Origin of the sequence: Bacillus sp. FSL W8-0640 (genome assembly GCF_038007725.1) — a bacterium.
In the GTDB taxonomy this organism is placed as follows: Bacteria; Bacillota; Bacilli; order Bacillales; family Bacillaceae_G; genus Bacillus_A; species Bacillus_A cereus.
The window spans coordinates 657,433-679,159 of the sequence record NZ_JBBOXT010000001.1 but is presented as its reverse complement, the minus strand read 5'-3'; the positions used below and the strand labels follow the sequence as shown (position 1 = coordinate 679,159).

Here is a 21,727-nt window from a genome sequence, read left to right as displayed (position 1 = left end):
ATCTCCCACCGAATTTTGCGACGAGAGTGTTACTGCCCGACAAATAGCGGGATAAATAACTTTTCTGCATAAGGATTAAAAAACATTCCAAGTTCATCTAGAGATTTCCTCACCTGTAAAAACGAATGAAATTCTGGATATATATATTGTAATTGCTCATATGATAATGTATGCATTTTCCCCCAATGTGGACGCCCTTCATACTTTAGAAAAATCTTTTCCACTTCGCCAAAGTAAGCAGCATATTTCATACCTTTATACATATGAACAGCGATATATGCTGAATCTCTTCCATAGGCCGGACTAAGCCATATATCATCCCCTTTCACATAACGGCATTCGATTGGGAAGTGCACCTTATACTTTTTCTTTTCAATAAGATTTGAGATTTCTTCTACAACCGTCCTCATATACTTTGAAGGAATGCTATACTCCATTTCATAAAATGGCACCGTACGTGATGTAGCAAATACTTCATAGCTCGGGCCAATTATTTTTGTGTTTGGTACAGCTTTAGCTGATAACCGACTCACGCCTTTACTTATAGAAGGAAACCATTTACATCCTTTAGATAGTAAAGAGAACATCCTATTTTCAAGTAACTCCACCTTTAGTTTATGCCATTTCAAATCACTGCCTTTATTCGTTGTTTCGTTCGTAAGTTTCACTTGTACTTCATCAGAATAAGGAAAAACGAAAAATTCAAAATGACGATGCTTCTTATATTCTTCTAGTTTGTTCATTACAGTGGATAATGACTGTTTTTCACTTTCATAAACGAGTGAATACGCTGGAATAACCTTCAATTTTATCTTTACAATGATACCTAACATTCCAAGTGACAACTGAAACGCTCTCCAATATTCTACGTTCTCAGCTTCCGAACAAACTATACTCTCACCATTAGATAGAACTGCCGTAATCTCTATAACTTGTGTTGATAAACTCCCAAAGGTAATACCCGTTCCATGAGTCCCCGTACTAATCGCTCCTGCAATAGATTGCGAATCAATATCCCCTAAATTTTCTTGCGCATAACCTTTTTCCTCAAGTAACTTCCCTAAATCATATAACTTTGTTCCTGCCCATACTTCAGCAACCATCTTCTCTGCATCAATATTCACAATACCCTTCAATTCATCTAAAGAAACTAAAACTTCTTCCGTTTGCACAAGGGGGGTAAACGAGTGTCCTGAACCGACAACACGAATTTTCTTTCCCTTTTTTCGCGCAAGCCCCACAACTTCTACTACATCTTGTATACTTTCTGGATACATCGTATAATGCGGCGTTCCTTCTACATTCCCTGTCCAATTTCTCCACTTTTGTCCCTTTATAGAAAGCATTGGCCATCCCCCCGATATGTTGAATACTCCCCGACAATCTCTCCTTTTTTAACACGATACAAAAAAGGAAAGCGTTCACATAATTCACCAGCCTTACTATGACGAAACAAAATGGTCTCTCCTATATCCACTCGTTCCTCGCCGTTATAAAAAATTGGCGTTTGTACCTCGCCAGCACCTTCTAAAGCTAATAATTTTGCACCCTTCGGTCTCCAAACTTCAGGCTCTTTATCTTTTCCAACTGCTCCTGAAGCAATATATCCACCACCTAGGCAAGTGTAAATAAACGGGACTGGTTTACGCACAACTGGTAAGGCAAATCCGACCGCTGGATGAAATTTCACCTCTTTATAATAATCAAACAGCTTCGGAGAATAAAAAGCAGAACCTATTGTAATCTCTGAAACTGAATTATCTTTCTCGGTTGTTTTTATGCTTCCTGTTCCGCCTCCATTTACAAACCTTAGCTCAATACCAATGTTTTGTATTGCTTTTACAATATGTTCTCTTCTTTCTTTAACTTCTAGCACTGATTTCTGCTTTAAATACGAAATCACTTTACTTTTCAACCATTGATTCGGTATATAATCGCCCACCCCGGCAATTTGAGCTTCATATCCCATTACACCATCTAACATTAAATATGATGACCTTCTCACCTTTTCTACTACTTTCAACGCATCCTGCACATTTTTTACTGGGGACCTTTGTACACCAAAATGAAATTGAAAGAAGCGACTACTCATATCAATATCCAAACAAACACGAAAACATCCTTTAGATTGCTCAGCAATGTTTTCTAAATACACAATATGCTCTTCACAATCCACCATACAAGTTATAATGAAACCTTTCTTTGTTAACAAACTAATTTCATACAGAGCTCTTTCATCGTAAGCAGGATATCCAAGCAATAAATCATTAAATCCTTGTTCTATTAAAAATAAAATCTCTCTAGGTGAAAAGCACATAATACCTTGAAATCGATCATTTGCAGCTAGTATCTTTTGCATAATCGGAACAGAGCGTAACGATTTACTCGCTATACGAATCTTTTTATTTCCACTTAACTCTATAATCGATTGAATATTTCTATCTAAAGCCACTTCATCCAAAAATGCACACGGTAATGGAACTTCTTTAAAAATTCCTCGATCCACATTTTTCTCTCCTCTTCTCAATATGTCTTATACATATTGGAAAGAAAGTGTGATTTTCCTGTTTGCAAATAAAAAAAGTTTCTTCTTTACGAAGAAACTTTTTGAAACTACTTCATAGAAATAGTCGCCTCTACTGGATAATGATCAGAGTAATCATTATACGTATATTTTTGGAACCATGATGTAACAGTCCATTGTGGGGATTGCGGCTGTAACACCTTATTCTCTATATACGATGGGTTCGCATGGTCTTTACTTGCAATAATATAATCTAAATACTCAGCAGGACTATCAGGGAAATTATATTTTGCAATACTGTTTGTCGTTGCGTCCCAAGTCGCTGTATGTCCAGTATAAGATGGTACAGAAGCGTTCAATGTTTTAAACATAGATGCATACTCTGAGTCATTCTTGTTCTCTGCATTTATTTTATTTACGTTCATATCACCACCAATTAACACATACTCATTATTTGGTATATTTTTATTTTTAATAAAGTCTTGAATTTCTTTTAATTGGTCTGTACGTACAGATGCAGGTGAAGTTTTTCCGCACATACTATCTTCCGCTTGCAAATGCGTACCAATTACATGAACAAAGCGATCATTTTTCTTAATTTTCGTGTATACAAATCCTTTATTCGATAAATTATCTGGCCCGCATCCTTTTGCAAATACATATTGAATCTTTTCAGCGATTGGCCATTTGCTCACAATCGCAACGCCACCATCTTCAGGAGTTGAAGATGAATAGTTTCCTAACGTTTTATCCCATTCACTTCCACTACTACGACCTAATACTGCTGTTTGATTTGGATATTCTTTCTTCAAATTCCCTAATAAACGATCTGATGCGCTATTATCAAACACTTCATTTAATATAACTACGTCTTGATTCTTTATATAATCTGCCGCCCCGATTAAATCAGCACGCTCAGTTTGTCCCCAGTTCGGATATAAGTTTGTTGATAGCATATATACATTATGCGTCATCACTTTTAATGTATCGTTTTGATTTGTAGACGCTTCTGCTTGAGCTGACGTTCCACTATATAAAGCTCCTAGACCAACACCTAAGCTAAGTACACCTTTTAGCAATTTACCTTTCACGTTTCATACCTCCATGTATTGTATAGTGATAAAAAGGCCAAATACTCTATTCTGAGATTTGACCTTTTTTAAATACTTAACGATTTCCGTACGTATCAAACCAAAGCTGAATATATCCAGCAGTAACACGTTGTGCATCCATTAAACGCTTACCTGTCATTGGTGTAACTTCAGCGCGCCATTTATCTGCATATTCTTGTGATACAGCAGCTCTCACGAACCAATCTTTCGTATTATCATTTACAATGCCAGCGTAATCTTGTTTCGCAACTACTGCCGCTCCATGAATCCAATCTTCTGGATTCGTACCTTTCCAGTTCCAATATCCATTTCCATCCGTTACTTTATAGTTATCTTTTATCGTATCTACAAAGTTTTCATATTTAGAATGGAACCCTTGTGGATACGAAAGGTTCGTAAAGTTTGCTGCATGCATCGGTTGGTTTACATCCCCTAGATAATGAAGAGATAATCCTAAATAGAAGAATGCTTGTTTCATATCTTTATTTTTGTAAGACTCACCAGCTAATTTAAAATACTTAGCTCCAGTTTCCTTTGCCTGCTTTGCATACGGAATATAAGTTTTCCCATTGTCAGGGTCATAGAAATGTGAAGCAAATGTGCTATTATCATAATAAGGATTTTCATAGTCAGCAGCATAAATACCGTTCTCTAACTCCGTACGCCATTCATTTAATAGTGCAACTCGATCTTGTTTTACAAGTGTTGTATTACGAGACATAATATCAATTGCACGGTTTACAATCCATAAATGAGAATTCACGCCTTCTTTATGTTTATCTTCAGCAGACCAGCGCGGAATAACTCCAAATCTCTGTCCCCCATCATTTTCATGAGCAAATGCAACACTTTGTAATGGAGCAACTAATGTAATAGCTGCCGCTAAAGCAAGTACTTTCTTTTTCATATAAAATCCTCCATTTTATAATTGAATTATTGTAAACATTTTGTTAGGATCCTATGATGTCGTCCGGTTAACCTATGACTAGAATATCCCACCTTTCACGAAATTTCTATCAATAAATTAAAATATGCAAATGTTCATATCATTATAACTTTATACACAGTGAATATAATGAATGAATACACTTTCATTTTAATAAACTATTATTAAGGCTTGTCTAAACTAATGTAAAAAAAGAGTAAAGCATCTGAACGCTTTACTCTTTTTTTCTATTCGATAATATACTTGGCAATTGTACATTAACTGCTAACTTATGAATAAATCCAAACACTAATCCAATCCCAATAAATATGTATAAGATTGTAAATATCTTTCCGAAATCAGTTTGCGGACTAAAATTCCCATCACCGACAGTCGTCAACGTGACCACACTAAAATATAAAGCGTCAATAGGACGTAATTCTTCAACTGTACTATAAAAAATCGTACCCGATATTAAAGTCAAAATTGTTAATACGAATAATACTTGAAATTCTTTATCTTTCCACGCTCGTAAACAGGCTCTTAACATTCGCTTTAAAGTTAACAAAAATGAAAGCATTAGATTCTCCCTTCCAAACAAAAATACATTTAGTCAAAGGAAAGTCTATCACCTTTCAGTATAGAAAAAAAGTAGCCCTCTTCTATTTCTAGAAAAGGGCTACTCTATTCGATTCTATCTTATTTAGGTGAAACAAGAATTTTTACTTGTGTTTTATCTTTTACAAGTGCTTCAAATCCCTCTTCAACAACTTGATCGACTGTAATTTTTTTCGTAATTAATTTCTCTGCTTGAATTTGACCAGAGCTAATTAATTTAATAACAGCTGGGAAGATGTGACGGTATCCTAAAATACCAATAACTTCTTTTTCTTTTAATACTAAGTTATTTGGAGTAATTGTTGCGTCTTTTTCCCATACACTAACAATTACAGTTTGTCCTTCGAAGCTTGTACTTTCAATCGCTTGTCGTAGTACAACTTCAACACCTGTTACTTCAAAGCTAACATTTACACCTAAACCATTTGTTAAGTTACGAATTTCAGCTAACACATCTTGAGTTGCTGGATTTAATACATAATCCGCACCTGCTAATTTCGCTAACTCTTGACGTTCTTTAGAAAGTTCAACTGCAATAACAGGAGTCGCTCCTGCTGCTTTAGCTGCTTGGATAACAAGAAGTCCAATTGGACCGCAACCAAATACTGCTACAGCTTCCCCTTCTTTTAATTTACTTTGACGTACTGCATGAACTGCTACTGCTGCTGGTTCTACAAGCGCACCTTGTTCATACGTCATTTCATCTGGAATGTGATGAACCATATCTTCTGGTACTACTGTATATTCAGAGAAACCGCCGCCTTCTCCGCCAAGACCGTGGAAAACAAGTTGTTCACAAACATTGTAATGTCCATGTTTACAAGCTTCACATTTACCACAAGAATAAATTGGTTCTACAACAACGCGGTCTCCCACTTTATGAGATGTAACTCCTTCACCAATCTCTATTACCTCACCACTAAACTCATGACCTAAAATAACAGGTGCTTTCACATGTGTTAATGGATGTTCTTCTGTTGGAATAAAAATAGGCCCTGCTAAATATTCATGCAAGTCTGTCCCACAAATACCACACCATTTAACTTTGATTTTCACTGTTCCTGGTTTTACTGTTGGTTCTGGTACTTCTTCTACTCGTACATCACGTTGATTATGCCAAAGTAGTGCTTTCATTTTATACATCCCTCTCTATGTATATACTTAACCTGGTGAAGTTTACAATTCTATTATAATACTTCTATCCATATATTTCAAAAAAACAATCGCATCTCTACTAATTTTTTACAAATAACGTTCAATATTTTGTCACTTTGTACTTTTTTCCACATCTGTTAATTCAATTTCATTGCAGGTGAAATTAGCATTATGCCATAATAGCATAGGAGAGGTGAATATCGCTTGAAATATTTTATTTACTTTATCGTTATCGTGGCATTTTTAGATACATTTTCACAATTACCTATTATGAGTACTTTCGCTCAAAGCCTTGGAGGAACCCCTCTTATTATCGGGCTAGTTGTCGGTATGTACTCATTCGCTAATATGATCGGTAATATTATTGCTGGAGCAGCTGTCGATAAATTTGGTGCAAAAAAAATCCTTTATATAAGCATGGGAATTACGAGTTTCATAGTCTTGTTATACACCGTTGTTCAAAGTGGTGAACAACTATTAGTTGTTCGCTTTATGCATGGATTTAGTGATGGCTTTTTAATTCCTGCTGCCTTTACATTTTTATCAAAACAAACAAATGCAAAAAGACAAGGAAAAGCAATGGCTCTATCTGGTGCTGCTGTTGGAACAGCCGCAATCGTAGGACCGGCTTTCAGCGGTATTATGAAAGCAACAGCTGGCGTAGAATGGGTCTTCATTACTATTTCTATTTTAATGGCTCTTGGTACGATCGTATCTCTATTCTTCTTACCAAATAACGTATCAAGAAAAGATACATCAAGAACGCAAATGATAAACAAAGAAGATATGGTTGAACTTTTAAAATCAGAACCGTTATTACAAGCATATATTGGTGCTTTCACATTAATGTTTTCACAAGGAATTGTCACTTATATGTTACCAGTAAAAGTTGAGGCATTAGCGCTTAAAGCATCCACAACAGGCATGATGTTAAGTGTATTTGGTATAACTGCTATCCTCTTCTTCTTGCTTCCAACAAATCGTATTTACGATCGATTTAATCGTTCGAAACTAATGCTAATCGGAATTGCAGTTATGGCATTCGCATTATCTTTACTCGGATTATTTGCTACAAAAGGTATGCTCTTTATCGTAATGATAATTTATGGAATTGGATTCGCAATCCTCTTCCCGTCTATTAACGCTTTACTCGTTGAAAATACTACAGACGATAATCGCGGAAAGGCATTCGGATTATTTTATGCCTTCTTCTCATTAGGAGTTGTTGCTGGCTCCTTTACAGTCGGCGCAATCGGAGCATCACCTAGCATCAGCTTCATTATCGGGACAGCATTTTTATTAACATTTGCTGGGATGATTTATGTAAGAAGCAAAGTAAAAAAGACAATGATGGGATAATCCATCGTTGTCTTTTTTAAAATGCATATTGATATAATCCGTAATATAATGGAAGCGTTGGAATAATTCCAATTACTTTAAATATAAAAGGTAACGGCTCATCTCGCTCTTCATATAAACGAAAAACAAAAACTGCAGTTAAAGTCCAAATGACGCTAAACAAGAAGATACATTTCCAAACAATTGAGGTTAATATTTGTATATCAAATACAAAACCAAAGAGCCCTATCCACGTAATAATAGAAACTACAAAGTCAAACTTTTGAATTGGTGTTTGAAACATGCCCCTTACTAACGAAATAATAGCTAACATTGCTACAATAACTAAATATATTTTCCAAAGCATTATGATAATCTCCTATTCAATTCAACTTTTAACTTTCAATAAGCCGTATTTAATAAACAATATAGCATTATATTTTTCATAGAAATAATACAATGGATAACAAAATAAGAAGAAAATAAGTACAGTTGGTACATCATCTATAATAGAAAAATATTTTACTAGTAATTCCTTAATACTCTCTCCAATTATAATAAACAGTGGAATGATACAAATTGCTGCTAATATTAAGCACGGTGTGATTCTCATTTCTTTTAACCTCACCTTGCAGTGTGGACATCTGAATGAAAAAGGATGCGGGAGATCAATAATATGTTGCACAGTAATCTCTCCTTCACACTGTGGACATTCAATTATTTCTTTCATTTAACTCAACTCCTTTCTATCTACAAAAAGAACACTATCCAATAGCGCTCTTTTACTGCCGAATATATTACTTTTGTGTATAACCAAATAACAATGTAAATAAATTGAGCCGTAAAGGCAATAATACATCTCTTCTTTTAAACAGAAAGTTTATAAATACTGACGATACTTCGACAATTTCCTCGGAAATATTTCCTTTCCCCACATAATTTGATACACTACACATGAATAAAAACTTGTATTACATAAACTAAAATAATAACTTACTGTACAAATTAAAAAGCACACTCTTCATATGAAGAATGTGCTTTTATGTTATTAACGTTTAATCCAAACAGCACCTGCTGATTTATCTTCTGCCTGTCCAACAACTTGGAATTTAAGTCCAAGGTTTGGAACTTTTCTTCCTGCGTCTGCAATTTGCTTGTTACTATATACTTTTGAATCATCAAAAGTTGTAACACCTTGTAATCCAGAATAGTTAAACTGACCACGTGTTAATGAATTTACACTCCATGCTGGTGTTTTATCAAATGAAAATGCAGCATCTGCAATTTGCATGCCCGTATTACCGTATGCTGGTTTCCCGTTTAAATTACCAACTAGCGCTTCTGGATGAGAGTCAACAACACCAAGGAATCCTTCACCTGGATGCATCCCAACCCAGTTATCTTTAAAACTATCATCTGCATACCAAACGACAAGACCTGTATTATACACTGGACCTTTTCCTGCTTTTAATCCATTATCTGATCCCGCATAGTTTCTCCATTCTAAGTAGTAGTAATGAGCTTTCTTCTCTGTCCCATCAGAAACAACAAAACCATTTAAATTCATTTTAGACTGTCCTTCTGCATCATCAGAAAATACAACTTGTCCATCAACAGTTACATTTACATTATCCATCGCAAAACCTTTATATGTTACAGCCGGATCTGTAATATAGTCGAATTGTAGTTTCACTTTTTTGCCTTTAAATTGACTTAAATCATATGATTTATCAATCCATTTCCCATCTGTTGTATCTTTATCTCCTTGGACTACTTTTTCTCCAAGTCTATCAATTAACGTCTTCGTTCCATCTTCTGTTACTGCATGTACTTCGACGAAATCGCACTCTGCTTCTAACTCATAATTTGCTTTATAATCGAATTTTGCATTTGTTCCCTTTGTTAAATCAAAGAATGGTGTCTCTAACGTTGTATGCATATCATCGCCTCTTGTACTATAATATGCATGCTTTCCAAACTCCGGTTTAATCGTTTCAACACTTTTACCTGGTAAGTTAACACGTACAACGCCTGGACGATTTGATTTCGTAACACTTTGATCAATATAGGTAGGAACTCCCACACCACTCTTAATTTTATCGTAATCTACTTCTAATATTTTTGCCCAGTTGCCACCCATATTCTTTTGTAAGAAGTCTTTATTTTGTGGTGAAAAACTAGTCGGCTCTGTTCCTGCGATTTTCCCTGTCCAACTACCTCCACTCATTAATGACCAAGCTTCGACTGGTGAACCATTTCCAGTATATTTCGTGTCATATTCATCTGGTAATCCAAGATCATGTCCAAATTCATGTGCAAACACACCTACAGCTCCATCTTCTGGTTCAATTGTGTAATCATGTGCTGCTACTTTACCACCAAAGTAATCTACCTTTGATTTCGTACCTTCAATCGCTACTGGATCTACTGCTAATTTTGAACGATGTGACCAGATCGCATCATCACCTAATTTACCGCCACCAGCTTCTTGACCAACACCAGCATGGATTACCATTAAATGATCAATTACACCGTCAGGTTCATTTTGATTCCCGTCCCCGTTTGTATCATATCTATCAAATTGATCAAACTGGGATAAATCTAGTCCTTTCTCAGCAGCTGCATGCAAAGCTTCTTTCACTAAATCACGTGCACCTTTCGGACCTTTATTATCGTGACCACTGCTACCATCAGCTCCATAATCAGATGCTTTTCCTGGAACAGTTAGCCACTCCGTTACATATCCATCTGTCGTATAACTACCACCAGACTGCTCTTCATAGTATTGTTTAAACGTTTTTACTTTTGAACCATCAAATAAAGTATAAGGCTCATTACCGAACAACATCTTTTGATAATGTTCTCTACTAAAGTCTTTCGAATACATATAACCTGGTGTTTGATCAATATTATTATGTTTATAATCACTAAATTCAACGAGTAGCACTAATACTTTATCCGATCGAACAGATCCCTTATATGGAGCTTGCTTTGCTTTTGAAGTTGGAACTTGCCCATTCAATTGATTTTTATTTGGTTCTGGCTTTTGCTCAAGGCTAACATTTTTTTCAGCCTTTTTTACATTTTCCTTTTCTTCCATCTTTTTCTCTTTTACTTTTTTTGTGAAATCAGACGTTTCTTGTGAGTGAGCATCTGGAAGAATTTCTTTATTCGCCTGATCTCCTTGTTTCTTTTCAATATATTGCTCAACAGCTTTTTTCGTCTCTTCTTTAGAAGATGATGGATTAATTGTTCCTCTTTCTTTCAGTGCTTCCGCTAAACGATCTTCTTGAATTAAATTGTAATCAATTGGTGTTGTAGATACATTATCTTTCTTTTTTGCTGCCGTTTCTGCATATGCTAACGGAGCACTCATTACAGATGTACATCCGATAATTGCCGCAATTGCTAATGATGACAACACTTTAAATGGTGCTTTTCTTCTCATTCCATTTCTCCCCTTTTATAAAACTTAAAATTCAGATAAATTGGTGCATTTTTGTCAAAATCTCTGTTTACTACCCTCCCTATATAAAAAGACATAATTCTATAAACATTAAGCTTTTTGTTATAGAATCATGCCCTCCAGTTTTCTGGTCAGACCCTCTATCTTTTTATCCCTTGGTTCAATTAATAATCAGTGGGGGGATGAACAAAGCCCCCACTGATTAAAGTTTCACTTTATGTCGAAATATGAAAAATAAAGAGTTATGTGATATATATTAAATATCTTATATAACAAATTTAAAAGACAATATGCAAAATTGCATGAAAATTCTTTTAAATAAAAAAAAGAATCCTAGTCAATTAAACTAGGATTCTTGCTTTTCTATTATTTCTCTTGTGTTTTTTCCCAATCAGCTAAGAATTTCTCAATTCCTTGATCTGTTAATGGGTGCTTCACTAATGAAGCAATTACGTTTGCTGGGATTGTTGCAATATGTGCACCGTTTAATGCTGCGTCAGTTACGTGAACACTGTGACGTACAGATGCTGCAATGATTTCTGTTTCGATGCCATGAATTGCAAAGATTTCTGCGATTTGACGAATTAAGTCCATACCGTTATGACCGATATCGTCTAAGCGACCTAAGAATGGTGAAACGTATGTTGCACCAGCACGAGCTGCAAGTAATGCTTGAACTGCTGAGAACACTAATGTAACGTTTGTACGAATTCCTAAATCAGAGAACGCTTTTACTGCTTTTAAACCTTCTGTTGTCATTGGAACTTTTACTACAACGTTTGGAGCAATCTTCGCTAGTTCTTTTCCTTCTTCAATCATCTTATCAGCTTCTAAGCTAATTACTTCTGCACTTACAGGTCCTTCTACAACGTTGCAAATTTCACGAATGCGTTCGTGGAAGTCTACGCCTTCTTTTGCTACAAGTGATGGATTTGTCGTTACTCCAGCTAATACACCTAATTCATTTGCCTCTTTAATTTCGTTAACGTTTGCTGTATCAATAAAGAATTTCATTTGTTGTTCTTCCTTCCTAATTTTCATTTTATATTTATTTATTTTTCTTAATAAGCTCTAATTCAATCGGAATAGATTTGTCCACTTTTTTACCTTGTGTTATCTCTTTTGCTGTTTGCATCGCCTTCTCCCCGATTAATTCCGGTTTTTGAGCAACTGTTGCAGCCATACGCCCATCGTTAACCGCTTTCACTGCATCGTCTGTTGCATCAAATCCAACAACGACTACATCTGTTTTTCCAGCAGACTTCAATGCTTCAAGTGCACCTAATGCCATCTCATCGTTATGCGCAAACACGGCTTTAATATCACCATTTGCTTGCAAAATGTTTTCCATAACAGATAATCCTTTCGCTCTATCAAAATCAGCTGCTTGTTTTGCAACTACTTTTAAAGACTTATCGGCTACGTTATGGAATCCTTTCCCACGTTCACGAGCAGCGGAAGATCCAGGGATTCCTTCTAACTCAGCAACGTTTGCTCCTTCGCCAACTAATTCACGAATGTAATCACTAGCCATTTGACCACCTTCGATATTGTTAGAAGCAATGTGAGAAACAACCTTACCTGAATTCGCAACGCGGTCTACTGTAATAACAGGAACATTTGCTGCATTTGCCGCACTTACTGCTGAAGCAACAGCATCTGAATCGGTCGGATTAATAACAACTACATCGACACCCTTTTGAATTAAATCTTCAACATCGTTCGTTTGCTTTGCTGCATCATTTTGTGCATCAACAGCAATTAATTCGATGCCACTATCTTTCGCTTTCTTTTCTGCACCCTTTTTCAAAGTTACAAAAAAGGGATTATTTAAAGTTGAAACAGAGAATCCAACTTTAATAGTTTTATTTCGACCTTTATCGCTAGAATCCTTTGCCCATTCTGGCGGTTCCATTGAACAACCAGCAGTAATGACCATAATACATGCAACGAGTATAAGTAACCATTTCTTCATGAACTGTCCCTCCATTACGCTTCTTTTCTGCGATCAATTAATACAGCTAGTAAGATTACAAGTCCTTTTACAACTTGTTGGAAGAAAGAAGATACACCTAATAAATTTAAACCGTTATTTAATACACCGATAATAAGTACACCGATGAATGTACCAACAATCCATCCTCTTCCCCCAGAAAGACTTGTTCCACCTAATACAACTGCTGCAATTGCATCTAATTCATAAGAAGTACCTGCAGTCGGCTGTGCAGAATCTAATCGTGATGTTAAGACAATACCTGCAAGCGCTGCCAAAATTCCGGAAAGACCGTAAATCATTACTTTAATTCTCGTAACATTAATACCTGATAGTGCTGCTGCTTCTTCATTTCCACCAATTGCAAATGTACGGCGACCAAATGTCGTTTTCTTCAAAATGAAGTACAGTACTGCGAAAGCGATCATCATTGTAACAGCTGGTACCGGAATACCAAGAAAATAACCGCGGCCAAACATTTGGAACATTAAATGATCACCAAGACCAGTGATCGGACGTCCGTCCATATAAACAAGCGTCAACCCACGAAAAATAGTCATTGTTGCCAAAGTTGCAATAAATGGAGCTACTTTTCCTTTCGCAATGATGATACCGTTTACAATTCCCATTACAAGACCTGCTAATAATCCAACTGCCATTGCAAGGAACGGATCCATGCCACTTGCCATCATTCCAGCAACAAGTGCACTTGATAATGCTAAAATAGAACCTACCGATAAGTCAATACCCCCTGTTAAAATTACGAAGGTCATTCCGAATGCAATAAGCGCATTAATCGATACTTGACGCAGTATATTAAATAAATTTGGAATTTCAATAAACGCTGGATTTAAAGCTGTAATTACGACGATAATTAATACTAAACCGATTAAAGAACCGAGTTGTTGTAATACATTCCCCTTCTTAGCCATCCTTACTCTCCCCCTGTAGCTAGTGCCATAATAGACTCTTGTGATGCCTCATCTTTCCCTAAAATTCCGCCGACTTTTCCTTCATGAATAACAAGAACTCGATCACTCATCCCTAAAACTTCCGGAAGCTCAGATGATACCATAATAACGGCATCGCCTTGCTCTGTAAGCTTATTCATAATAGAGTAAATTTCTTTTTTCGCTCCAACATCAACACCTCTTGTTGGCTCATCTAAAATGAGTAATTGCGGATGAATGCCTAGCCATTTTGCGATTACAATCTTTTGCTGATTTCCACCAGAAAGAGATTTCACTGCCTGCTCTCCGCTAGATGCTTTCACATTAAGAAGCTTCATCATATCCTCTGTAAACTGTTGTTCTAGCTCGTTGCTTAGAATACTTCCCTTTGAAAGACTTTCTAAATTCGGTAAAGCTAAATTTTCTCGAATTGAAAAATCTAACACTAATCCTTCAGACTTTCTATCTTCTGTAATGAAAGCAATTCTTTGTCTAATTGCATCTATTGGACTATCAATCTTTACTTCTTGTCCATTTATAAAAATTTGTCCAGAGTCTAAAGGTTCATAACCAAATATCGCTTTCATAATATCAGTGCGACCAGCCCCCATCAAACCAGCTACACCAAGGATTTCACCTTTCCTCACTTGAAACGAAACATTTTCAAATTTCCCTTTCTTCGTTCCGTTACGCATTTCAAAAATGACATCACCAATTTGACTATTTCGCTCTGGGTAACGTTCACCAATGCTGCGCCCCACCATCATACTCACTACTTCATCAAATGATGTTTCTGGAATTAATCTCTTTCCGACGTATTCTCCATCACGCAAAATCGTAATAGCATCACATATTGAGAAAATCTCTTCCATACGATGCGAAATGTACACGAATGAAACACCTTCTTTACGTAACTTATTGATTACTGTAAAGAGCGTTTCGATTTCACGATCCGTCAGTGCCGCAGTAGGTTCATCCATAATAATAACGCTCGCGTTTGTCATTAATGCTTTCGCAATTTCGATAATTTGCTGTTGTCCAACCGATAATTCCTCTGCTAACATAGCGCCTCTTACATGCAACCCTAACTCCGCTAGTTGCTGCTGCGCAATCGCATTCATTTGGCGAGTGCGTAAAATACCTGTTTTCCCATACATTAACTCTTTACCGAGAAACATATTTTCAGCTACTGTTAAATTCGGCAATATGTTTAGTTCTTGATGTATAAATGCGATGCCGTACTCTTCAGCTTCTTTCGCATTTTTAAAGGTGCGCTCTTGCCCATCAATTGTGATTGTCCCACCATCTTTTTTGTATACACCTGTTAAAATCTTCATGAGCGTTGATTTACCCGCTCCATTTTCCCCCATCAATGCATGGACTTCTCCTGTTTCAATCATAAACTGTGCATTCTTCAAAACAGGATTTCCATTGAACGCCTTTGAAATGTTTTTCATTTCAATATGCATTCCCATCACTTCCCTTTATTAAAAAATCACGCCTGCATGTAAAATTACATTTGCATAAGGCGTAGCCTCGCCTGTACGAATAATCGCCTTCGCTTTCTTTGTATGCTCTTTAAATTGCTCATGAGATACATACTCAAATGCTGGCTCTATTAATTTCTGCTCTATTTCTTTATTTACTTCCGCATTATTTATAATGACTTCTTCTGCTAACGTCACTTTTTCGATTGCCATATCATCAGCTACCACTTGCAATACATCTAAAAAGCTAGGTTTTCCAATTTCAACAGCTAAATCAATTCTTTTTACTCCGTCAGGAATTGGTAAACCGCAATCAGCAATTACAATCGTATCCGTATGCCCAAGTGAAGCAAGGATTGATGCAATCTCACTGTTTAATACGCCGTGTTTCTTCATCCAACAATCACCTGCACTTCACGTACTTTATCTCTCGTTGGCATGCCGCCTTGCGCCCCAAGTTTCGTTACAGAAAGACCACCGGCAATATTCGCGAAACGAATTGCTTTTTGAAGTGTCTCTCCTTCAGAAAGTGCAACTGCTAACGCACCATTAAATGTATCACCAGCTCCAGTTGTATCCACTACATCAACAGCAATGCTAGGAACATGTACAATCTCCGTGCCATTATGGAAACGAACACCGTTAGAACCTTCTGTCATCAATAATTTATTGGGATACTTCGCCAATAAATCTTCAATTGGTGATGTAAAATCATCTAATACGATGCGGCACTCATGTTCATTTGGCGTAATATAAGTCGCTTTTTCTAAAATTTCTTCTGATAAAACTTGTGCTGGCGCTGGATTCAACATAACAGGAATATTATGTTCCTCACAAATAGCCAATACATATTTTACTGTTTCAAGTGGAATTTCTAGTTGAAGAACAACCATATCCGCTTTTACAAGAAGGTCTTTGGAGCGATCTACAACTGACTTATTTACAAGAGCATTCGCCCCTTGTACGACAACAATACTGTTATCTTCTTCTGCTAAAACGATATGAGCAATTCCTGTCGTTCTATCTGTAACCGGTACCACATAATCGATAAAAATGCGTTCGTTCTCTAGATTTTTTCTAACTACTGTTCCATAATCATCATTTCCTACCGCTCCAACCATTGCTACATTTGCTCCTAATCTAGCTGCAGCAACTGCTTGGTTTGCTCCTTTCCCTCCTGGAATTGTATGAAACGCTTCACCAATTACTGTTTCTCCTGCTTTCGGCCGTTTTTTTGAAACAGCCACTAAGTCCATTGAAATGCTCCCTACTACTGCAATATTTGGCATCTGTTTCATCTCCTTACTTCGTTGTATTTCGTTCTAAAATTTCAATCGGCAAACGATAGTGTTTCTCTTTTAATGTATTTCCTTCCATTTGCTCTAACAACAACTCTGTTGCAATTTTCCCCATTTCATATATCGGTTGTGCAACTGTTGTAATAGATGGATACATCATTTCCGTTAAAGAAATTCCATCAAATCCGATAATTTGTAAATCATTTGGAATGACAATCCCCTTTTGAAGTGCAGCCTTTACAATACCAATCGCAATTAAATCATTCCCAGCAACAATACCATCAATATGCGGGTATTCTTCTAATAATTCCATCGCTACACGCTCACTATTTGCTGGATCAAACGTACTCTCTGCAATCATATACGAAAGATTATTTTGCGTAATAACGTCTACAAAACCTTCAAAACGTTCATTTGCAGTACTCACATCACGTGGACCGCGAATATGTGCAATATGTTTACATCCTTTATCTAGTAACAACTTTGTCGCAGCCTGACTTCCTGCATAGTTATCTGCATATACAGTAGGAATACGCTCATTAAACATACGGTCAATCGCAACAATTGGAATAGATAAATTCATGTAATTAACACTATTTTGTGGATTCGTTGCTACAATAAATCCATCTACATTATTTTGTCTAAGCACATCAATATATTGTTTCTCTTTTTCTAAACTTTCATCAGAGTTACAAAGGACAACTGTGTAACCTTGTTTATGTGCTACATCTTCTACGGCACGTGCAACTTCCGGAAAGAATGGATTCACGATATTTGGAACAACTAAGCCAATTAAACGAGACTTTTTATTATACAGTGAACGCGCTACTGTACTAGGCTTATAATCTAACATCTCAATTGCACGTTCTACCTTTTTTAATGTATCTTCGTGAACATATCCATTTTTATTTAGAACTCTGGAAACGGTCGCAACAGATACTCCCGCTAATTTCGCAACGTCTTTGATCGTACTCATTCTCTTTTCTCCTCATTTCATGTAACCGTTTACAGAAAATAATATAACGTATTTCTAAAAATACGTCAATCATTTCTCACTAAAAAGCTTTTAAGGTTATACTCAAAAAAGCACCGCCATAAGGCGATGCTTCTTCATTACGAGTATGATACAGTTTTTTCTTTTTCTTCTACAGCAGGCTCTTTAGCATCTTTTTTACGATCTGACAATTTAATTTTTTGTAAGAAAATCGTAAAGATGGCACCTACTACGATAAATACTAATCCTGTTAAGAATACAGTATGAAGCGAGTCTACTAAAGAGTTTTTCAAAATAGGTACAATACTGTTAGCGAACGCTTCTGGCATTTGTTTTAATGCCTCTGGGCTAAATAGCATTGAATATAAACCTTGTGGATCTGTGTGAATCATATCTTTAAATTTCGTTACCATTTGTCCCGCTTCTTTCGGGAATGTATCTAATACAGGTACTAAATTCTTTGTTAATGTCACACCTGAAGTGTTATTCATAATTGATCCTAAAATTGTAATACCAAATGTACCACCGATTTGTCGGAAGAACTGACTTGATGATGTTACAACACCAAGGTCTTTTTTCGGGAAGCTTTCTTGTAACGCTAATGTTAATGTCGGCATTACAAGACCCATTCCTAAACCGATAACCATCATATAAGAAGTAGCTGTAAGCTTCGTTGTGTGCATATCCATCGTTGTTAATAACCAGAAACCACCGGCCATAATAAGCATACCTGCGATAATTTGTGGTTTTACACCAACTTTTAATACAAGTTGCCCACCGATAATACTCATCACAATCATTGTAATCATCATTGGAGTCATAATTGTTCCTGATTCAGCAGCACTTACTCCTACAATACCTTGCATGAAGAATGGTACGAACATAATCGCGCCGAACATTCCAATACTCATAAAGAATCCAATCGCATTCAGTATTGTAAATGTGCGATTTTTAAAGAAATGCATTGGTAAAATTGGCTCTTCAGCTTTCGTTTCAACGATAACAAAGCTAACGATACCAATTACAGCTAGTGCAAATAAACCGATAATTTGCCAAGAATCCCATGCATAATCTTTTCCGCCAAACGTTAGCGCAAGTAATAAACTTACAACACCGAGAATCATCGTAAAGATTCCAGCGATATCGATTTTAATTGGTCCTGTTTGTTTATGCGATTTTAATCCCATTGCAATAAAGATTGTTGCTAAAATACCAACCGGTAAGTTAATGTAGAATACCCATCTCCAGTTCACTGCATCTACAATCCAACCACCAACTTGCGGTCCAATTACAGAAGCAAGACCGTATAACGCACCAAAAATACCTTGCCATTTCGCACGTTCTTTTCCCGTGAACATATCTCCAATAATAATCATAGCCATTGGCATCATAATACCGCCACCAAGACCTTGAATACCACGGAAAATAATTAATTCTGTCATACCATTCGCCATACCACATAACGCCGAACCAATCATGAAAATAACTAGCCCTGTTATATATACGTTACGACGACCAAGTAAATCCGCTAATTTACCTGCAATTGGTACAACTGTCGTTGATGTTAACATATAAGCTGTCGTTAACCATGTCATTAAACTTAATCCGCCTAGGTCACCGACGATACGTGGCATTGCTGTACCAACAATTGTTCCATCTAATGCAGCAAATAGCATCGCGATTACTAAACCGATTAACAACAACTTTCTATTTTGATTTTCTTGTTGCTCCATGTAATCTCCTCAATTCCTCTTAGTTATTCTCTTTTTTCTCTTGTGTCCCGCAAATAATGGTTTCTAACTTCTCAAAGAGACGTAATAAATCTTCTCTTTCTTGCAACTCTAAATGTGAAAAGTATTTTGCAATATGCTCGTTACGAGCTGTCATTGCCTCTTCTACTCTAGCTTTCCCCTTTTTTGTTAACTCGATGATGACAACGCGACGGTCACCTTTGTCGTGATAGCGTTCTACAAGTTCTTGATCGATTAGACGATCAATCATCACTGTAATCGCGCTAGGCTTCACATACATCTTTTTCGCTAATGTTGTCGCTCTTGAAGCCCCATAATGATCTAAAATCTTTAAAATATAAAACTGCGGTGGTGTAAGTCCTGTCGCTTGCATTTGTTCTAATAACTCCGTCTGCATTTTCTTTCCAATCGAAAAGGCAAGAGCTTGAATTTTATCGATATGCGTCATATCATTTGGCATGTTATCCACCTCTTATTTAAACAATAAAATATTTAATGTATTTAAATATTAATCCTACGAACAAAATCCGTCAATACTTTTATTCATAAAAACGTTTACATTTTTGTCACAAAGTTGTATAATTTTCGACGAAGTTAATATTGACAGTCACGGAGAAACGGAGTACACGGCTATGAATCATAAAAAAGGAAACTTTTTTATATTTCATGGCCTTTTTATGTTCTCTGTCTTAAAACGCTTCGAATTAATTAGGAGAGGATTTTCATTTTATGTTTTTCACACAATTATTTAAACCTGCGCCCCACGCGGAACGCTTACCAGCTGATCGCGTTGATAGCGAATACCGTAAATTACGTTTACAAGTATTCTTAGGTATCTTCATCGGTTATGCAGGTTACTACTTTGTTCGAAAAAACTTTTCACTAGCAATGCCATACTTAATCGAGCAAGGCTTTAGTAAAGGGGAACTTGGGGTTATCCTTTCAGCAGTTTCTATCGCTTACGGATTAAGTAAATTTCTTATGGGTATCGTATCCGATCGTTGTAATCCTCGCTACTTTTTAGCAGCTGGGCTATTTTTATCAGGTATCATTAATATTATTTTCGGCTCATTTTCTTTCATTACAACGAGCATTATACTTATGTTTGTACTTCAGTTTTTAAATGGATGGGTACAAGGTATGGGATGGCCTCCTTGTGGTCGTACGATGGTTCACTGGTTCTCTATTAGCGAACGTGGTACAAAAATGTCTATTTGGAACGTCGCTCATAATGTTGGCGGAGCGCTTATGCCTTCACTTGTAACATTAGGCTTATACTTCTTCGCAGATGACTGGAAAAGTATTTTTTACTTCCCAGGTATTCTTTCAATTTTAGTTGGTATTTATGTATTAATTACGATGAAAGATACGCCTCAATCTTGTGGACTACCTTCTATTGAAGAACATACTGGAGAATATCCACCAGATGAAAAAGTAAAAGACCGCGAACGCGAGCTTTCAGTAAAGGAAATTTTATTTAAATACGTATTAAACAATAAGTTTTTATGGTACATCGCTATTGCGAACGTTTTCGTATATTTCGTACGTTACGGCGTTGTAGACTGGGCTCCTACTTATTTAGTAGAAGAAAAAAGCTTTACTCATAGTAGCTCACGTACTGCTTACGCTCTATATGAATGGGCTGGTATTCCAGGTACACTTCTTTGCGGATGGATGAGTGATAAACTATTTAAAGGACGTCGTGCACCTGCTGGTATTTTATTTATGGTTGGTGTATTTATCGCAGTTCTTGTTTACTGGTTAAACCCTCCTGGTAATCCAATGGTTGATAGTATCGCACTTGTCGCAATTGGATTTTTAATTTACGGACCGGTTATGTTAATTGGTCTACACGCTCTAGATTTAGCACCAAAGAAAGCTGCTGGAACTGCAGCAGGCTTAACTGGATTCTTCGGTTACTTAGGCGGAGCTGCTTTCGCTAGTGCAGCTATGGGCTTTATCGTAGATGCATTCGGATGGGATGGCGGATTCATCTTATTACTTGCATCTTGCGTACTTGCAATGTTCTTCCTTGCTCTTACTTTAAATACAGGGTCAGTAAAACAAAAGCAAGCTTAAATAACATATAACAAGCATAAAAATAGCTCTTAGCATT

At 36.5% G+C, this 21,727-nt stretch carries 20 protein-coding genes; 2 read left to right on the top strand and 18 right to left on the bottom strand.

The window, feature by feature from the left end:
- Window positions 1-29: 29 nt before the first annotated feature.
- From N2V80_RS03435 to bdhA, 6 genes are all read right to left on the bottom strand, one after another.
- The gene (locus N2V80_RS03435) at window positions 30-1,346 is read right to left on the bottom strand and encodes a D-arabinono-1,4-lactone oxidase (protein WP_000948949.1); all 1,317 of its coding nucleotides are present in this window, start codon (window positions 1,344-1,346) and stop codon (window positions 30-32) included.
- Window positions 1,334-2,506, bottom strand: coding sequence for an amino acid deaminase/aldolase (locus tag N2V80_RS03430; RefSeq protein ID WP_000373747.1), 1,173 nt, complete (start codon window positions 2,504-2,506; stop codon window positions 1,334-1,336). The genes N2V80_RS03435 and N2V80_RS03430 overlap by 13 nt, the downstream gene beginning before the upstream one ends.
- 107 nt (window positions 2,507-2,613) lie before the next feature.
- Window positions 2,614-3,615 (bottom strand): sphingomyelinase C, encoded by a 1,002-nt coding sequence (gene sph / locus N2V80_RS03425; RefSeq protein ID WP_000676797.1) that lies wholly within the window; start codon window positions 3,613-3,615, stop codon window positions 2,614-2,616.
- A gap of 76 nt (window positions 3,616-3,691) precedes the next feature.
- Complete coding sequence (gene cerA / locus N2V80_RS03420) at window positions 3,692-4,543, bottom strand: phospholipase CerA (RefSeq protein WP_000730997.1); 852 nt, start codon at window positions 4,541-4,543, stop codon at window positions 3,692-3,694.
- 253 nt (window positions 4,544-4,796) lie between these two features.
- The gene (locus tag N2V80_RS03415; RefSeq protein WP_000948209.1) at window positions 4,797-5,141 is read right to left on the bottom strand and encodes a potassium channel family protein; all 345 of its coding nucleotides are present in this window, start codon (window positions 5,139-5,141) and stop codon (window positions 4,797-4,799) included.
- Window positions 5,142-5,260: 119 nt separating this feature from the next.
- Window positions 5,261-6,313 (bottom strand): (R,R)-butanediol dehydrogenase, encoded by a 1,053-nt coding sequence (gene bdhA / locus N2V80_RS03410; RefSeq protein WP_000645827.1) that lies wholly within the window; start codon window positions 6,311-6,313, stop codon window positions 5,261-5,263.
- Window positions 6,314-6,538: 225 nt separating this feature from the next.
- On the opposite strand from bdhA, the gene N2V80_RS03405 reads away from it, so the two are divergent.
- Window positions 6,539-7,693 carry an MFS transporter gene (locus tag N2V80_RS03405; RefSeq protein ID WP_061655600.1) on the top strand — a complete coding sequence of 385 codons (1,155 nt, stop codon included), beginning with the start codon at window positions 6,539-6,541 and terminating at the stop codon, window positions 7,691-7,693.
- 16 nt (window positions 7,694-7,709) lie between these two features.
- On the opposite strand, the gene N2V80_RS03400 is transcribed toward N2V80_RS03405, so the two are convergent.
- From N2V80_RS03400 to N2V80_RS03345, 12 genes are all read right to left on the bottom strand, one after another.
- Window positions 7,710-8,039 (bottom strand): hypothetical protein, encoded by a 330-nt coding sequence (locus N2V80_RS03400; protein ID WP_000964467.1) that lies wholly within the window; start codon window positions 8,037-8,039, stop codon window positions 7,710-7,712.
- Window positions 8,040-8,060: 21 nt separating this feature from the next.
- The gene (locus tag N2V80_RS03395) at window positions 8,061-8,402 is read right to left on the bottom strand and encodes a hypothetical protein (RefSeq protein WP_000658668.1); all 342 of its coding nucleotides are present in this window, start codon (window positions 8,400-8,402) and stop codon (window positions 8,061-8,063) included.
- A gap of 318 nt (window positions 8,403-8,720) precedes the next feature.
- Window positions 8,721-11,120, bottom strand: a complete 2,400-nt coding sequence (inhA2, locus tag N2V80_RS03390; RefSeq protein ID WP_001252962.1) for a M6 family metalloprotease immune inhibitor InhA2 — start codon at window positions 11,118-11,120, stop codon at window positions 8,721-8,723.
- Window positions 11,121-11,504: 384 nt separating this feature from the next.
- A complete protein-coding gene (gene fsa / locus N2V80_RS03385; RefSeq protein ID WP_000667698.1) occupies window positions 11,505-12,152 on the bottom strand; it encodes a fructose-6-phosphate aldolase in 648 nt (215 codons plus the stop codon).
- A gap of 34 nt (window positions 12,153-12,186) precedes the next feature.
- Window positions 12,187-13,113 carry a ribose ABC transporter substrate-binding protein RbsB gene (gene rbsB / locus N2V80_RS03380; protein ID WP_000758974.1) on the bottom strand — a complete coding sequence of 309 codons (927 nt, stop codon included), beginning with the start codon at window positions 13,111-13,113 and terminating at the stop codon, window positions 12,187-12,189.
- 14 nt (window positions 13,114-13,127) lie between these two features.
- Window positions 13,128-14,063 carry an ABC transporter permease subunit gene (locus N2V80_RS03375; protein ID WP_001074641.1) on the bottom strand — a complete coding sequence of 312 codons (936 nt, stop codon included), beginning with the start codon at window positions 14,061-14,063 and terminating at the stop codon, window positions 13,128-13,130.
- A gap of 2 nt (window positions 14,064-14,065) precedes the next feature.
- Window positions 14,066-15,550 carry a ribose ABC transporter ATP-binding protein RbsA gene (gene rbsA, locus N2V80_RS03370; protein WP_001986250.1) on the bottom strand — a complete coding sequence of 495 codons (1,485 nt, stop codon included), beginning with the start codon at window positions 15,548-15,550 and terminating at the stop codon, window positions 14,066-14,068.
- 18 nt (window positions 15,551-15,568) lie between these two features.
- The gene (gene rbsD / locus N2V80_RS03365; protein ID WP_048568075.1) at window positions 15,569-15,964 is read right to left on the bottom strand and encodes a D-ribose pyranase; all 396 of its coding nucleotides are present in this window, start codon (window positions 15,962-15,964) and stop codon (window positions 15,569-15,571) included.
- On the bottom strand, window positions 15,961-16,857 hold the full coding sequence (gene rbsK / locus N2V80_RS03360) for a ribokinase (RefSeq protein ID WP_001132864.1): 897 nt from the start codon (window positions 16,855-16,857) through the stop codon (window positions 15,961-15,963). Before rbsK ends, rbsD begins: the two co-directional genes overlap by 4 nt.
- Before the next feature lie 13 nt (window positions 16,858-16,870).
- Entirely contained in the window at window positions 16,871-17,842 is a 972-nt protein-coding gene (gene rbsR / locus N2V80_RS03355) for a ribose operon transcriptional repressor RbsR (protein WP_061655599.1), read from the bottom strand.
- Between the two features lie 137 nt (window positions 17,843-17,979).
- On the bottom strand, window positions 17,980-19,593 hold the full coding sequence (locus tag N2V80_RS03350) for an MDR family MFS transporter (RefSeq protein WP_061655598.1): 1,614 nt from the start codon (window positions 19,591-19,593) through the stop codon (window positions 17,980-17,982).
- 19 nt (window positions 19,594-19,612) lie between these two features.
- Complete coding sequence (locus N2V80_RS03345; RefSeq protein ID WP_061655597.1) at window positions 19,613-20,071, bottom strand: MarR family winged helix-turn-helix transcriptional regulator; 459 nt, start codon at window positions 20,069-20,071, stop codon at window positions 19,613-19,615.
- A 269-nt stretch (window positions 20,072-20,340) separates the two neighbouring features.
- Between N2V80_RS03345 and glpT the strand changes: the two genes are divergently transcribed.
- A complete protein-coding gene (gene glpT, locus N2V80_RS03340) occupies window positions 20,341-21,690 on the top strand; it encodes a glycerol-3-phosphate transporter (protein ID WP_000466384.1) in 1,350 nt (449 codons plus the stop codon).
- Window positions 21,691-21,727 lie beyond the last annotated feature (37 nt).

What these genes read in the sequence shown, in the direction of transcription:
- N2V80_RS03395 (WP_000658668.1), bottom strand. Translation starts at nt 8,402, where the DNA reads ATGAAAGAAATAATTGAATGTCCACAGTGTGAAGGAGAGATTACTGTG.
- rbsB (WP_000758974.1), bottom strand. Translation starts at nt 13,113, where the DNA reads ATGAAGAAATGGTTACTTATACTCGTTGCATGTATTATGGTCATTACT.
- N2V80_RS03345 (WP_061655597.1), bottom strand. Translation starts at nt 20,071, where the DNA reads ATGCCAAATGATATGACGCATATCGATAAAATTCAAGCTCTTGCCTTT.
- glpT (WP_000466384.1), top strand. Translation starts at nt 20,341, where the DNA reads ATGTTTTTCACACAATTATTTAAACCTGCGCCCCACGCGGAACGCTTA.
- N2V80_RS03350 (WP_061655598.1), bottom strand. Translation starts at nt 19,593, where the DNA reads ATGGAGCAACAAGAAAATCAAAATAGAAAGTTGTTGTTAATCGGTTTA.
- rbsR (WP_061655599.1), bottom strand. Translation starts at nt 17,842, where the DNA reads ATGAGTACGATCAAAGACGTTGCGAAATTAGCGGGAGTATCTGTTGCG.
- rbsK (WP_001132864.1), bottom strand. Translation starts at nt 16,857, where the DNA reads ATGCCAAATATTGCAGTAGTAGGGAGCATTTCAATGGACTTAGTGGCT.
- inhA2 (WP_001252962.1), bottom strand. Translation starts at nt 11,120, where the DNA reads ATGAGAAGAAAAGCACCATTTAAAGTGTTGTCATCATTAGCAATTGCG.
- N2V80_RS03435 (WP_000948949.1), bottom strand. Translation starts at nt 1,346, where the DNA reads ATGCTTTCTATAAAGGGACAAAAGTGGAGAAATTGGACAGGGAATGTA.
- fsa (WP_000667698.1), bottom strand. Translation starts at nt 12,152, where the DNA reads ATGAAATTCTTTATTGATACAGCAAACGTTAACGAAATTAAAGAGGCA.
- rbsA (WP_001986250.1), bottom strand. Translation starts at nt 15,550, where the DNA reads ATGCATATTGAAATGAAAAACATTTCAAAGGCGTTCAATGGAAATCCT.
- N2V80_RS03375 (WP_001074641.1), bottom strand. Translation starts at nt 14,063, where the DNA reads ATGGCTAAGAAGGGGAATGTATTACAACAACTCGGTTCTTTAATCGGT.
- cerA (WP_000730997.1), bottom strand. Translation starts at nt 4,543, where the DNA reads ATGAAAAAGAAAGTACTTGCTTTAGCGGCAGCTATTACATTAGTTGCT.
- bdhA (WP_000645827.1), bottom strand. Translation starts at nt 6,313, where the DNA reads ATGAAAGCACTACTTTGGCATAATCAACGTGATGTACGAGTAGAAGAA.
- N2V80_RS03415 (WP_000948209.1), bottom strand. Translation starts at nt 5,141, where the DNA reads ATGCTTTCATTTTTGTTAACTTTAAAGCGAATGTTAAGAGCCTGTTTA.
- rbsD (WP_048568075.1), bottom strand. Translation starts at nt 15,964, where the DNA reads ATGAAGAAACACGGCGTATTAAACAGTGAGATTGCATCAATCCTTGCT.
- N2V80_RS03400 (WP_000964467.1), bottom strand. Translation starts at nt 8,039, where the DNA reads ATGCTTTGGAAAATATATTTAGTTATTGTAGCAATGTTAGCTATTATT.